The sequence below is a fragment of the Microcoleus sp. K4-B3 genome (assembly GCF_036704615.1).
Taxonomy (GTDB): Bacteria; Cyanobacteriota; Cyanobacteriia; order Cyanobacteriales; family Microcoleaceae; genus Microcoleus.
Genome location: NZ_JAUBSF010000027.1, coordinates 15,288 through 29,356, shown reverse-complemented (window position 1 = coordinate 29,356; position 14,069 = coordinate 15,288). Strand labels below are relative to the sequence as shown.

The following is a 14,069-nucleotide window of genomic DNA, read 5'->3' as shown; positions in this document are numbered from 1 at the left end:
AAATTGCTACCCGAGCGGTGGGGTAGTCCTGCTGTGCCTACCCCTGTATGTGTCGTGCTACTAGGCGCGAACGGTGCGTTCTTTTTTGCTGCCTTCAAAGCCGCGAGCGTCCCCAACATCGTAGCCTCCTGTCCGCAAGCGGCGGTCTAAATCGCTGGCTTCGGGAGAAGTTTTTGCTGCTTCTTCGATCGTCACTCTGCCTTCGAGCACCAGTTTGTAAAGACCCTGGTTGATAATCTGCATTCCTTCGTAAGTATCATGTTCCATCAACCGGAAAGCTTCGTCATCAGCACCTTTCATCAAGTAATCGTGCATGGCAGGTGTATTCACCAAAATATCGTGAACTGCTACCCGACGGTTGTCCACTGTGGGCAGCAAAAGTTGAGCAATTACCGCTACTAAAGAATCGCAAATTTGAATCCGCATCGCCTGTTGTTCCTCGGGCGGGTAGAGGTTCAACAACCGGTTAATAGCGTTAATGGCGCTGCGAGTGTGGAGAGTTCCCAATACTAAGTGACCAGTTTGAGCTGCTTGCAATGCTGTATTGATGGTAACGCGATCGCGCATTTCCCCGATTAGAATTACATCCGGATCTTCCCGCAAAACTGCCCGCAAAGCCTGCTGAAACTCGTGGGTATGCAAGCCTACTTCCCGCTGGCTGACCAAGCATTTTTTAGAAGGGTGAATAAATTCAATCGGGTCTTCAATTGTAACTACGTGCTTTTGCTCCATCTGATTGAGGTGGTCGATCATCGCAGCTACTGTTGTTGATTTTCCAGAACCAGTAGGCCCTGTAACCAATATTAATCCCTGCGATCGCAAAATGATATTTTTGAAAACTTCTGGCAACCTCAAGGAATCGATAGTAGGTATTTCCAAACTGATCAACCGCAATACTAGGGCACCGCCGCTGAGGGAATCAAAACAGTTTAGCCGACACCGCACGAAGCCCGGGTAAAAAATTGCTGAATCTAATTCCTTGGTAGTTGCAAACTGTTTTCGCTGTTCGGGGGTGAGAATTTCGGCTAGGTAATGTTCAAAAATTTCTGGCGTTACTTTGGGGTGGGTAGTTGCTACTTGCATCACGCCCCGAATCCGAAATCGAGGTACTTGGCCGACTCGAATGTGAATGTCGGAAGCCGAGGCGCTATGGGCATCTCTGACCATTTGTTCGATCGTGCTGACGGGTGTCTCGACTGGCCGCTGCTGGGCTGGGGGCGCAGCAGGCGCGGGTGCAGGAGGCGCGGGTGTTGCAGCCAAGGGCGGCGGTGGCGGCGGTGTTCGTCGGCGGGCTTGAGCCTCTGGTTGAACGGGTGTAGGATTGTTTAATGGGTTCATTTTTTGGTCTCCAGTCAATGTAGATTTATTGCGAAAAAATGCCCATTTCTAATCTAATGGCTCGCAGCTAATTCGGTGCTAAATGCTGAGAATATTTTACAATTAGGCTTGATGGGGCGATCGAGTAATTAACAATTTCAACTCCTATGAACATCGGTCACAAAATTGGCGACTGGCTCGAAAATCGCGCTGTCGCCCCCGCCTACGCTGGTTGGCTGCTCTCGGGGATGACGGTTTTCTTTTTTGGGTCTGCGACCAATACAATGTCTGGGTGGCTGTACGCGCTTAGCGGTGGGGGTTTGGCGTTGTTGGGAGTAGCGGCGGTTTTGCCGGGAAAATCGCTCCGTTCCTTGGAAGTCCGTCGCCAGACTATCGAACCGGTGAGTGCGGGCGATCGAATCACCGTCGAACTAGAAATCGAAAATCGCGCCAGCGAACCTAAGACTTTGTTGCAAGTGGTAGACATCTTGCCGTTTGTACTGGGAGAACCAATCGTCCGCCCGATCGAAGTCATAGACCCTAACAGTATATACAGGGATACATACTATTTAGAAGTCCGGCAGCGGGGCGTCTATCGGTGGCAAGAGGTAAACTTGAGGACGGCGGCGCCTTTAGGGTTGTTTTGGTGCCGGCGCAGCCGCCCAGTCAAAGCGGTGGCGGTTGTCTATCCACAGGTTTTGCCGTTGAGCACTTGCCCTTTGATCGATCGCATCGGTCAAGAAGACAGCCCGCAATTTTACAATCGCAGTCGATCGCAAGCTGCTACCGAAGGCCTCACCCGCAACCTGAGACCTTACCGCCACGGAGACCCCACCCGCCTGATTCACTGGCGCACCAGCGCCCGCTACGGAGAACTGCGGGTGAGAGAGTTAGAAGTTGCAGCCGGCGGTCAAGAAATTATTATTGCTCTCGACAGCGCTGCGGCGTGGCAGCCAGAAGAATTTGAACGAGCCGTAACTGTAGCTGCATCCGTGTACTTCTATGCTAGCAAGCGCCTGTTAAACGTCAAACTTTGGACTGCCGGGACTGGACTCGTCTCGGGAAACCGAGTAGTATTGGAAACTTTAGCTGCGGTTAATGCTGGGGAAGATGCGATCGATAATCGATCGAAACTGCCGATAATTTGGCTGACTCAAAACTCTGCAACTTTAAACACTCTTTCCCTGGGCAGCCGCTGGGTACTTTGGCCGAGCGCCACTGCTGAAACAGGCGAAAAAATGTTAGTCAAACACGAGTTACCCGGTTTAGAAATTCGCTCCGACCGACCCTTAGAACTTCAGTTACAAGCTCCTCTGGAAAGAGCGATTAGTTATTAAGATAGTCCGGGACGCAAGCTCCTCTGGAAAGAGCGATTGGTTATGAAGATTAACTTCATCTGTTTTCAGGTAGCACAAGCTTTTCCCCTTTTTAATCACATATTTGGGGGGCGCTAAGAGTTCCCACCCCACAATATTTTAATTGTAGAGAGATAGTTTAATTTTAATGGCGAGCCGATCGAACTCGTTGTCTGAGATGAAAATGTTAATCCCTATCACTCTCTAGTGTCGGGGAGAATTTCCACTACATACTCAGGTACATACTCAGGTACATACTCGGGCTGATTCTGGGGCAAAGTCTTGGGCAAATTCTCCGATGGATGTTCGAGCCTGACTCGCCGGATCGGGAGATTTGCAATTAGTGCTGTGGCCCGCTGGTCACTTTCCAGCGAGAACTCAGACCCGGTGGTATCGATTTCCACGTAGCGAGATACCACCTCTAGAATTTCTCGGCGCATCGACTCAACCATTTCTGGGCTGAGTTCTGAGCGATCGTGGGCTAGAACCAGTTTTAGGCGTCGTTTTACTTCGTCGCGGCTGTTGTCAGGGGTGCGCGGGAAAAGTCGTTCGAGAAGTGTGTATATCATGGGTCGGGCGGGTTTGTCAAGGGTTAGGCATAGAAAAGGTCATACCATTTTCGATTTTCGATTTTCGATTTTCGATTGGGGAATCACTCATTCCCTAAGGGTTTGGAGTTGACATACTGTTTCATTTTTTTGGGGAACTGGTATCACTGGAGGAAAATCTCGGCTAGTTTCTGTGATGCAGTTGCTGCTTTTGAAGACAGATCGCCAATATTGCAGCACATCACATAATTTTAGTGTTTAAGAACTTGCGGAGGCGAGTGAAGAAGTTTTCCCGACGGGGATTTAGATCTAGAAATTCAACTTTTTCGCCTTCTAACCGGCGGGCAATATTGTCGAAGGCAGTTCCAGCTAAAGAGGCCGTTTCCGACAATACTAATGGTTCGCCTCGGTTGGTGGAAACGATGACGCGCTCGTCGTCGGGAACGACGCCTAACAGCGGAATCGCGAGGATTTCCCGCACGTCTTGCACCGACATCATATCATTTGCCAGCACCATTGCGGGTCTGATCCGGTTGACGATCAGGTTGATTTTCTTGACGTTGTTGGCTTCCAGCAGGCCGATGACTCGATCGGCATCGCGGACAGCAGCGATTTCGGGAGTGGTGACAATGATGCCTTCTTGAGCCGGGGCGATCGCATTTTGAAAACCTTGTTCAATTCCAGCAGGAGAGTCGATCAAAATATAGTCGTATTTTGCTCCCAACATCCCCACAAGCTGCTTCATTTGCTCGGCGCTGATGGCATCTTTCATCCGAGTTTGGGCAGCCGGCAACAGCACCAAGCGCGGCTGCCGCTTGTCTTTCACCAAAGCTTGCTCTAAGCGACACTCTCCTGCGAGAACTTCTAATGCCGTGTAAACAATCCGATTTTCTAAGCCCAGCAGCAAGTCCAAATTTCTGAGACCGAAATCGGCATCAATTACGGCAACGTTTCGTCCCCGCTTAGCTAAAGCCATGCCGAGATTGGCTGTGGAGGTGGTTTTTCCTACCCCGCCTTTCCCTGATGTAACAACAATAATGCGAGCCATAAGCGATTTTAGATTTATTGGGAATTGGTGATTGGAAATTAGTAATTGGGAATTAATAATTGGTAATTGGGAATTAATAATTGGTAATTATTCTTTGGGATTTTTGCAGTAATCTGTTATTCAGTGAATTAACTCAACACTCAATACTCTCCTTGTTCTACTAATTATCTATGAATTTGCACTGATTTTTCTAATCGTCTTTTAGTGACTGATTTACCCAAGGCAAAAATGATCGAGTGCAGGCTTAAAGAGAAATAGTATTAAGAATTACCCATTAACAATTAGCCATTACCAATTACCAATTATCGATTACTCATTACCCCCGACTAACTGCGATTTGTCAAAATCAGAGGCTCTGCCGATCCTAATCCCTTGAGGCGTCACGTAGGCGACTTCCGGGAAAAACTGAGCGGGTGAGGTTTCTGGGCCTCTGGCAACATACTTAGCAATCCTAATCACCATCGGTTCCATCTGCAAGGTCATAATCACGCTTTTGGTGTTGCCGCCGGCACCGGCGTGCACGACTCCCCGCAAACGGCCCCAAACTAGGATATCGCCTCCGGCGATGACTGAGCCGCCGGGATTTACGTCTCCCAAAAGTACGACGGTGCCCGGATGGCGAATTTCTACGCCCGATCGCACTGTCATCTGCAAATATAAAGGTTCCGCCAGCGATTGCGGTTTTTCGGCTGAGGCTTTATTTAGGGAAGAAACCGGAGGCTGCTGTTCTACACAATAACCTGCCGTAGCAGCAGCAACGGCGGTTTGGCGGCGACTGGTGTGGACTCGTTTGAGTTGCAGTTCAACTTCGGAGAGGGCATCGGCGATGGATTGCAGTTGGCGGATATCTAAAAGTCGATCGCTCCCCATCAATTGTACTTCTGCGTTTGGCTGCCAAAAGCGTTCTCCTGCATTGAGCCTGACTTTTAGCTGCTGCCAAAGTTCAGTCCAAGTCGAGGCGGAAGCTGTTGCAGGTTCGCTGTTGGTTTCTGGGGGGAGTAGCAACAGTAGCTGTCCGTCTTCTGTCTTGAGTCGGACTTGTAACTCCAAGCTGACTTCGGGTGTTGATTGAGGGGCGGCAGCAGCGGCTGCGGCGGAGGCATCGGGTGTCATGGGACAGTTTGATCTCGGGTAGGGACAGGTTAACATCAATATTAGCCTGAGTCGTCTTTTGGCTCAGCATTTGGGGGGAAAGTCTTGTTTTTTTATTTTTAACGGTAGTTAGGGCAATTCTATTTCGTTTGTGAACAAGATTTTGTTTTAATGAACCGCAGAGGGCGCAGAGAACACAGAGAAAGAGAATTAAGAGTTCAGAAGAGAGAATGAGAGAAGTTCACGAATTTGGTATCGATTGTGAACGAGATTCTTTTTGAATGAACCGCAGAGGATGCAGGACACAGAGAAAGAGAATTAAGAGAAGAGGGAAAGAGAGAATTTGACAAGTTTGGCATCGATTGTTATACACGCAGATCAGATGCAGATAGAAATAATTTTTAGTTTAATAGCGTTTACTAATTATTAATTTTCAATTCCGTTATGCAACAAATAGAACTTTATCGCGGCAGTCTTCTTGGTTTAGCAGTTGGCGATGCTCTCGGAACAACTTTAGAGTTCTGTCGCCCTGGAACGTTTGCGCCTATTAACGATATGGTTGGCGGCGGCCCGTTTCGACTGCAACCGGGCGAGTGGACGGACGATACTTCGATGGCGCTTTGTTTGGCTGAAAGTTTGATTGAGAAACAAGGTTTCGATCCTGTCCATCAGTTAGAAACTTATGTGCGGTGGAGTACAGACGGACATTTGAGCAGCACTGGTGAATGTTTTGATATTGGAAATACGGTGCAGCAAGCTCTTTGGAATTTTGAAGATACAAGAAAACCTTATTGCGGTTCTACGGATGCTTGGACTGCTGGAAACGGTTCGATTATGCGCTTGGCTCCCGTGCCTTTGTTTTATGCTACAAATCCTTTAGAAGTAATAGAAAAATCTGCCGAAAGTTCTCGAACTACTCACGGTGCTGCTACTTGTGTGGATGCTTGCCGCTATTTTGGTGCTTTAATTGCGGGGGCGGTGAACGGAGTTGCTAAAGATGTGTTGCTTTCAGAAAGATATTGTCCGATTTCTGGATATTGGGCAGCAAATCCGCTGGTGGCAGAGATTGATGAGATTGCGGCGGGTTCTTTTAAACTGCGACAACCTCCTGAAATTCAGGGTACGGGTTATGTTGTCAAGTCTTTGGAGGCGGCACTTTGGGCGTTTTACAACAGTTCTTCTTTTGCTGAAGGCTGTTTGTTGGCTGTGAATTTGGGCGACGATGCGGATACAACTGGTGCGGTTTACGGACAATTGGCGGGGGCTTTTTACGGGGAGGGGGGAATACCGGAAAAATGGCGATCGCAATTGGTCGATCGTACTTTAATTGCATCTTTCGCCGATCGGCTCTTGACTTTATCTCGATCGCTCTGAATACTTATATCAGTTTTCAACATTCTTTGTTTTTACAATAACTCGCAACTTGAGTTAATATAGATAAATTTACACAAACATTTCTGGTTGAGGGTTAATACAATGGTACTCGAAGCCCCGTCTATCAAAGCCAAACCAACCGTCACCTGGGAACCCCTACCAGCTAACTTTGTATTACCCGACGATCCGGTGGAAAATATTCAACAACCTTCTCTCGCCGCTGCTCTCACCGATGCACTGGGAGCCGCAGGATGTATCCAGCCAGAAATGCTGATTGCCTCTAATTTGGGGTTAGTCGCCACAGTCAATAAAAAGATTGTTGTCAAAGCTCCAGACTGGTTTTATGTGTCGCAAGTGCATCCTCTAGCAGAGGGGGTAATTCGCCGTAGTTATACTCCTAATACTGAAGGTGCTAATGTGGCGATCGTGATGGAGTTTCTCTCGGAAGCAGAGGGAGGAGAATTATCAGTCAGAGCAACTCCGCCCTATGGCAAACTCCACTTTTACGAACAGATTCTTCAAGTACCTACTTATGTCACTTATGACCCCTACGAAGGTATTTTAGAAGTGCGCTATTTGCAAGATGGGCGGTATGTTTTACATTCAGCCAATGAGCAGGGGCGGGTGTGGATTCCACAATTGGAACTATATCTGGGGATTTGGTCGGGGGAAAGGTTGGGACAAACCATGAACTGGCTGCGCTGGTGGGATGATGTAGGTAATTTGTTGCTGTGGAGTTCAGAACAAGCTGAGCAAGAAAGGCAAAGGGCTGAGCAAGAGAGGCAAAGGGCTGACCAGGAAAGACAAAGGGCTGAGCAAGAAAGACAAAGGGCTGAGCAGGAAAGCCAAAGGGCTGACCAGGAAAAACAAAGGGCACAACGATTGGCGGCTAAGTTGCGCGAATTGGGAGTTGATCCAGATTGAACGCTGATTGAAAGCTAATTTGCGATCGCCCTTAATAGACAGGGCTTACCCAACCATCTACCAGAATACGCTCAACCTCAGCCAGATTGCACCTACAAAACGCTATATTTTGTTGTGCGTAAGTCCTGAATCGAAAATCAAAAATCGAAAATCAATTGACGTGTGTAGCAATTCGTGATATTATTCTACGCATTTGTCTCGATATAAAAAATATTTATGAATAAATCTTAAGTTTTAATTAAATTTAGTATTATAATTTTGGTAACTTCCAACTAAGTATTTATTCTCAATATGGTAGCGGCTCAATTTCCTTGGCTGACCGCAATTGTCATCCTACCCCTCCTAGCTTCCCTCGCCATCCCTTTTCTGCCGGATACAGACGGCAAAACCATTCGCTGGTATGCGCTAGGCGTAGGTATTGCAGATTTTGTATTAATGTGCTGGGTGTTTTGGACTCATTACGATCCGAGCATCTCTAGTTTCCAAATCGTAGAGCAATATTCCTGGATACCTTCTTTAGGCCTCAACTGGTCTGTTTCCGTTGACGGACTGTCAGTTCCGTTGGTACTGTTGGCGGGATTGGTGACGACACTATCAATCTTTGCAGCCTGGGAAGTCGATCGCAAGCCGAGACTCTTTTACTTCTTGATGCTGGTGATGTACTCCGCACAAATAGGAGTGTTCGTCGCCCAAGACATACTGTTACTCTTCATTGTCTGGGAACTAGAACTAATTCCGGTGTACCTCCTCATCTCGATTTGGGGCGGACAAAACCGCCGCTACGCAGCTACCAAATTCTTGATTTACACCGCGGGCGCTTCCATCTTTATTTTAATAGCTGCCTTAGCAATGGCATTCTACGGCGGAGGCACCCCCACCTTCGACATGGTAGAACTAGGCTTGAAAGACTACCCACTGGGTTTAGAATTACTGCTTTATGCGGGACTGCTGATTGCCTTCGGTGTGAAACTGGCGATTTTCCCCTTCCACACTTGGCTACCTGATGCCCACGGTGAAGCATCTTCTCCCGTGTCGATGATTCTGGCCGGCGTATTGCTGAAAATGGGCGGATACGGACTGATTCGGCTGAATTTGGAACTTCTTCCCCAAGCACACGTTTACTTTGCACCGATTATGGCGGTGCTCGGCGTGGTCAATATTATCTACGGCGCGCTGAATTCCTTCGGCCAATCGAACATGAAGCGCCGCTTAGCGAATTCGTCGATTTCTCACATGGGATTTGTGCTGCTGGGTATTGCTTCCTTCACGGATTTGGGCATCAACGGGGCGCTGTTGCAAATGATTTCCCACGGTTTAATCGCCTCAGTATTGTTTTTCCTGGCTGGCGTTACTTACGATCGCACCCATACAATGATCATGGACGAGATGGGCGAGATTGGGAAAGTCATGCCGAAAGTGTTTGCCTTGTTTACCGCAGGCGCGATGGCATCTTTGGCACTCCCCGGAATGAGCGGTTTTGCTAGCGAATTGTCAGTGTTTGTGGGCGTCGCAACTAGCGATATGTACAGCGGTTCTTTCCGCGCGGTGACAGTGTTCCTGGCGGCAGTAGGACTGATTTTGACGCCGATTTATTTGCTCTCGATGCTGCGACAGTTATTTTACAACTGTGGGACACTAGCGGCTTGCGACCTTGAGGATCTAAATTTGCAAAATCAGAGAAACAATCTGGATGAAGCGGTTTGTTTTGGTAATAGTTGCGTTTTGCCTGGTGATGCACCGTTTATTGATGCTAAACCTCGGGAAGTGGCGATCGCCTTTTGCTTTTTGATACCGATTGTCGGCATTGGTTTTTATCCCAACATGGCGATGCAAGTTTACGACGCGAAGACTGTGGCAGTGAACGCCACAGTCCGTCAATCTTACATCCAAATCGCTCAAGACAATCCTCGGATTTATGCGAATCAACTTTTGGTTCCCAGAATTGCCCAAGCTCAAAAAGCGCCTGCTTTGGGCAAAATTACAGGGTCTGAATCTGCATCGATTTTTGGCATTGTCAAATAATTTTATCGAATTCTGTTTGTGTTGAAAATTGGGCGATCGCTTTTGTCAAAGAGCGATCGCTTTTTTGTTAACACTGAAGTTCCGAAATAATTGCCGCCAGATTCTCCCTAGCATATCCCACCTCAAGAATCGATTTATCCTCCAGATATGAGGCAACTTTCTTCAAGATATTGAGCGGTTCTTCAGAGCCTGTAGTCTTCAAAAACAACACTTGCAATCGATTTTTTACTAATTCTAAAATAGAATGGCTTCGAGCCTCTTTCCCTCCTTTTCCTTTAGCAATATTGACGCTCAAATTGTGAGTTTTCAACAGCCCCATTCTTTCTATTCCTTGCGTCTTAACCGTCTCCAAAACCTCGGCTCGAATCTGCTCCACTAATCGGTCGCTCACATATTGCACGATCAAAGGCTGAAGCATAAAAACAGTTTCCCCGCCCTCACTGATTTTGTCAATCAGCGAGCGACGGCCCAGAGAATCGAGATTTTTCAGCAAATCCGAAAGCGATGAATTGACCAACATCTGCTCTCGCAAAGTCGCCAGGGAAATCGGGCTTTGAGCAATAGCAATCCAGTAAGCAATCTCTTGTTCAGAACTCGACATTCGATCAAACTGCTGCTCGAGCAAATTGCTGATATGTTCTTCAATAAATAACGCCGTCGCTTCTAAAAACTTTAAAACGTTCCCCTCGAAAAATTCGTGAATCGTGATCGCCACAATCTTCAACGCTAACAGATTGCCTCCGTACCGGGCCAACAAAATTTCCCACTCTCGCTCTTGAGCAGATAAACCTTTTTCTTGGAAAATCTCCCGCGCAATTTCCTCGGAAATAACAGGTTTTAAAGACCGCACTTTTTCTCCCGCCAGCAAAGCCAGTTCCGTAGGTTCTTCTGAACTAACTACGACTACACAGCTATTGTGATTGACCTCACAGAGCCGCACAATTAAATCTCGATATCCTTCGTAGCCTTCGCGGTAGTGTCCGGCTAATTCTTCGGGTCTGAGAACCGCTTCAAAATCGTCTAAAATTACCAGACAGCGGTGCTTCCGCAGCTCTTCAACCAAGCGCGAAATTTTGCCGTTGAGGTCGATCGGCACATCGGGTTTTTGTTGGTTAGAAAAAAGTTCAATTAAGTTAGTGAGGAAGTCGGATGGTGCTGGTGCCGATCGCAGCGATCGCCAAATCACAAAATCAAACTCATTCTGTACCTGTTTTGCCAACTGCACCGACAGAGTTGTTTTGCCGCTACCAGCCAAACCCAGCAGCGCTACCAAGCGACAATTATCTGATAAAATCCACTGCTTTAAAGTAGTTAATTCTTCAGTCCGTCCGTAAAAAACCGAAACATCCGGTGCTTGACCCCAATCTTGCTGTCTGCCCCCGGCCGCCAGGTTGAATAGAGATCCTTTACCTCGACTAAAATCGCTCGTTCCCTGCTCTGTGTGGTATGAAAACAGCAACTGATGCCTCAATTCCGACAGCTTTCCAGGGCCGTTCCCCCCGATCTGAAACTTTTTGTAAACTTCGCCGAGTCTTTTGCGAACCGCGATGTCGCTAATGCCAAGCTTGGTTGCGATCGAAGCCGTAGATTGACCGTCGAGAGCCATAAACACAGTTTCTAACTCGGCATCTGTGACGCCACGCTGTTTGGCGATCGTTTGCACAAAGTTTTGAGGAATCGGAGTAGTCAAGGTAGGAATCTCGCCTATACTAAAAATCTATCTTCTATTATATTGTGTGAGTTCTCGCGGGCGAGCAATTGAATCGAATCTACCAACGTTCAGCTTGCTTTTTGTTGTTTGGGCATTTTTAGATATTTATACCCAATTATCGATTGTGATACCAGTTTGAAAAAAGGCAACTCTAAGCCAGTGATCCAAACCCATACACAATCAGTCATTCCCAATTATTCAATTATTCAATTCTTTAATTATTTAATATTTAATCTAACATGGTATGAGGAACGGGGAGTTGATCGCCATAAATTGTTGCTGCGATCCTACCGGTAGAACCTATTGTCGGGTGGGTGGAGGCGCGGCGATTAATCTGTAGAACCAAACGATAAATCTCCAACCGCGCCACCACCCACCGCGAACCCACAACCGGGTAAATTCACAATTCATGAAAGCAGCGCTTTATCAGTCAAAAACCTTCGCACTAGCGCGGTATTCTTCCGTCGAAACCAGCCGCCAACCCCCATCGCCATCGCCCAAAAGTTCCAAAACCTGCTGGTGATATTTCACTAAACTCAATCGGTGGCCGACACTCACAAACGTAGTTTTAGTGGCTTGCAACTGCTCGTATAACTGTTGCTCGTTCTTCAAATCCAAAGCACTTGTCGCCTCATCCAAAATAGTGTATCTCGGTTCCGTCAATAACAATCTAGCAAAACCTAAACGTTGTTGTTCTCCCAGGGACAAAATCTCCGCCCAATCTAAATCCGCATCAAAACCGCCCAATCTGTCCGGCAAATCTGCTAAGTTTACTGATGCCAAAACGCGGCGCAATTTTTCCTCATCAACCTCGCTGCTGCTGTTGGGATAGAGAAGTTGCGATCGCAAACTACCCAAAATCATATAAGGACGCTGCGGCAAAAAAAGCATTTCTCCGAGTTCCGGCCGCGCCAAACGGCCGGTTCCCGATTCCCACAAACCCGCAATTGCCCGCAGCAAAGAACTCTTCCCAGCACCGCTTTGACCGACAATTAACAGTCCTTCACCGGGCGATACGGCTACCGACAAATCGCTAATTAAAGTCTTTTGATGCTTCGGAGTATCTAAAGTAACGTGTTCCAGTGTCAATTGCGAACTTATAACTGTATCGATTGTTCTGAAGTCTAGTTGTACAGCACTTTTTTCATCTCTTAGAGACTCATTAAACGTGGCTAAACGATTAATTCCCGCTGCAAATAAACTCAAGCTTTCAATCCTATATACAACCAAAGAAAATGCTTCTGAAACCTGACGAAAAGCAAATTCAGCTTGAGTAATATCGCCGTATCTTATCTCACCTGCAAAGTAGATAGAAGCCAGGAATAAAGAGGGAATAATATAAGTTGCATATCTATAGCCAACTCTAAAATATCCCAGATTCCGCTGCCAACCAATTAGGAAATTAAAGTTCCGAACTGCTTCTAAAAATCTGTGTTTTACCTGAGCAGATTCCTGTGCTTCTCCCCGGTAAAAAGCAATTGATTCTGCATTGTCCCGAATGTGAACCAATCCATAGCGAAAGTCAGCCTCTTTGGAGAGCTGATTGAAGTTCAAAAATATCAACCTTTTGCCAAAAATTACCATGACTGTCGTGCCAAAGACAGCATAAATAATTAGTCCGATCGAAAGACCTTTGGAAATAGACCACAGAATGCCTGTAAAAGAAATAATATCGATAACTGCCCCCAATATCAGCAGCAAAAACTCTAAACTTGTGCTAGTGAAAGAATTGATATCTTCAGCAATCCGCTGGTCGGGATTGTCGATTTCCTTCTGAGAATTGATTTCGTAATAAGCGCGGTTTTGAAAATAACTACCCAGGAAACTATCAGTCATCCACTCTCGCCAGTACAATCCCAGTTTATCTTGGGTATACCCGTAAATAACAACTATCGGGGTACCGATAATAAAAACTCCAGCATAAACCCACATAAACCGCCAAAAAGTAATCTGATCTTTTTCAGCCAGCGCTGTCGTGAAAAAATTACTAATATAGCTAATGACTACGTTAATTCCGCTAACAGACAGCGACAAAAATAGCAGCAGAGCTAACATTATCCACTGCTTCCAGCGCGGTATCAACTTGCTTCTGAAAAAGACAAAAGCAGCCAGCGGGAGAATTAGCATTAAACCAACGATCGCAATTGTCGGTGAGTAGATAATTCCTTTGATCAAAGTAGCTAAGCCAGCCGCAACCCCGTTAAAAGCCTCTGGAAAAAAGGCTTGAGCACCCAAACTGACAACACTGACAGCCACAAACATCGCAGCGAACAGAAATAGCAACAACAGCGCCACTAATCCTAAAAAAATTCTGCCGCCTCCAGGCTCTAAAGGATAAAAGTAAGGCTGGGCGATCGCAATAAATCTCTGCCACAACTGACGGTCAAATCGATTCATCTTTGCTTTTTACAAAACTACTTCGACTCTTCTAACATATCAAGTTTTATTACCCATTGCCGCAGTAATTTATTCAAGAGTTAAGCTAAAAAAATGGCATTACCGAAAGACTGATCTAGCCTGAGTCTTTCGGTAGTCGGGTCTGAAAGCACTTATGCCCAAGACAATAAAATCAAAAGTTTTAACAATTAAGAACGTTTTCATCGTCAGGCCCGTTGCTATATTTGCAGAGAAATTAGGCCAGGAGATAAAAAAAGTTGGGACGTTAGTTGTGGAGCAAA

10 protein-coding genes are annotated in these 14,069 nt (G+C 46.7%); 4 read left to right on the top strand and 6 right to left on the bottom strand.

The features are described from left to right. Window positions 1-60: 60 nt before the first annotated feature. Window positions 61-1,338, bottom strand: a complete 1,278-nt coding sequence (locus QUA78_RS14215) for a PilT/PilU family type 4a pilus ATPase (protein ID WP_333301355.1) — start codon at window positions 1,336-1,338, stop codon at window positions 61-63. 146 nt (window positions 1,339-1,484) lie between these two features. Here QUA78_RS14215 and QUA78_RS14210 point away from each other — a divergent pair, with 146 nt between their 5' ends. Further along, window positions 1,485-2,654 (top strand): DUF58 domain-containing protein, encoded by a 1,170-nt coding sequence (locus QUA78_RS14210; protein ID WP_333301353.1) that lies wholly within the window; start codon window positions 1,485-1,487, stop codon window positions 2,652-2,654. Between the two features lie 215 nt (window positions 2,655-2,869). Here QUA78_RS14210 and minE read toward each other — a convergent pair whose 3' ends face one another. From minE to minC, 3 genes are all read right to left on the bottom strand, one after another. Then, complete coding sequence (minE, locus tag QUA78_RS14205; protein ID WP_333301351.1) at window positions 2,870-3,241, bottom strand: cell division topological specificity factor MinE; 372 nt, start codon at window positions 3,239-3,241, stop codon at window positions 2,870-2,872. Between the two features lie 220 nt (window positions 3,242-3,461). Beyond that, window positions 3,462-4,268, bottom strand: a complete 807-nt coding sequence (gene minD / locus QUA78_RS14200; RefSeq protein WP_172190817.1) for a septum site-determining protein MinD — start codon at window positions 4,266-4,268, stop codon at window positions 3,462-3,464. Window positions 4,269-4,577: 309 nt separating this feature from the next. Next, the gene (gene minC, locus QUA78_RS14195) at window positions 4,578-5,381 is read right to left on the bottom strand and encodes a septum site-determining protein MinC (RefSeq protein WP_333301349.1); all 804 of its coding nucleotides are present in this window, start codon (window positions 5,379-5,381) and stop codon (window positions 4,578-4,580) included. A gap of 423 nt (window positions 5,382-5,804) precedes the next feature. Between minC and QUA78_RS14190 the strand changes: the two genes are divergently transcribed. The 3 genes from QUA78_RS14190 (at window position 5,805) to QUA78_RS14180 (ending at window position 9,680) form a co-directional block, all read left to right on the top strand. Next, complete coding sequence (locus QUA78_RS14190; protein ID WP_333301347.1) at window positions 5,805-6,734, top strand: ADP-ribosylglycohydrolase family protein; 930 nt, start codon at window positions 5,805-5,807, stop codon at window positions 6,732-6,734. 102 nt (window positions 6,735-6,836) lie between these two features. Next, the gene (locus QUA78_RS14185) at window positions 6,837-7,658 is read left to right on the top strand and encodes a Uma2 family endonuclease (protein WP_333301345.1); all 822 of its coding nucleotides are present in this window, start codon (window positions 6,837-6,839) and stop codon (window positions 7,656-7,658) included. A 291-nt stretch (window positions 7,659-7,949) separates the two neighbouring features. Next, the gene (locus QUA78_RS14180; RefSeq protein WP_333398878.1) at window positions 7,950-9,680 is read left to right on the top strand and encodes an NAD(P)H-quinone oxidoreductase subunit 4; all 1,731 of its coding nucleotides are present in this window, start codon (window positions 7,950-7,952) and stop codon (window positions 9,678-9,680) included. 67 nt (window positions 9,681-9,747) lie between these two features. Here QUA78_RS14180 and QUA78_RS14175 read toward each other — a convergent pair whose 3' ends face one another. Then, the gene (locus QUA78_RS14175) at window positions 9,748-11,370 is read right to left on the bottom strand and encodes an NB-ARC domain-containing protein (RefSeq protein ID WP_333304020.1); all 1,623 of its coding nucleotides are present in this window, start codon (window positions 11,368-11,370) and stop codon (window positions 9,748-9,750) included. A 447-nt stretch (window positions 11,371-11,817) separates the two neighbouring features. After that, window positions 11,818-13,788 (bottom strand): ABC transporter ATP-binding protein/permease, encoded by a 1,971-nt coding sequence (locus QUA78_RS14170; protein WP_333304018.1) that lies wholly within the window; start codon window positions 13,786-13,788, stop codon window positions 11,818-11,820. Window positions 13,789-14,069: the final 281 nt, after the last annotated feature.

Excerpts from the sequence above, each read along its gene's own strand:
- QUA78_RS14210 (WP_333301353.1), top strand. The coding sequence starts at position 1,485 with ATGAACATCGGTCACAAAATTGGCGACTGGCTCGAAAATCGCGCTGTC.
- QUA78_RS14180 (WP_333398878.1), top strand. The coding sequence starts at position 7,950 with ATGGTAGCGGCTCAATTTCCTTGGCTGACCGCAATTGTCATCCTACCC.
- QUA78_RS14185 (WP_333301345.1), top strand. The coding sequence starts at position 6,837 with ATGGTACTCGAAGCCCCGTCTATCAAAGCCAAACCAACCGTCACCTGG.
- minD (WP_172190817.1), bottom strand. The coding sequence starts at position 4,268 with ATGGCTCGCATTATTGTTGTTACATCAGGGAAAGGCGGGGTAGGAAAA.
- QUA78_RS14190 (WP_333301347.1), top strand. The coding sequence starts at position 5,805 with ATGCAACAAATAGAACTTTATCGCGGCAGTCTTCTTGGTTTAGCAGTT.
- QUA78_RS14215 (WP_333301355.1), bottom strand. The coding sequence starts at position 1,338 with ATGAACCCATTAAACAATCCTACACCCGTTCAACCAGAGGCTCAAGCC.
- minC (WP_333301349.1), bottom strand. The coding sequence starts at position 5,381 with ATGACACCCGATGCCTCCGCCGCAGCCGCTGCTGCCGCCCCTCAATCA.
- QUA78_RS14170 (WP_333304018.1), bottom strand. The coding sequence starts at position 13,788 with ATGAATCGATTTGACCGTCAGTTGTGGCAGAGATTTATTGCGATCGCC.
- minE (WP_333301351.1), bottom strand. The coding sequence starts at position 3,241 with ATGATATACACACTTCTCGAACGACTTTTCCCGCGCACCCCTGACAAC.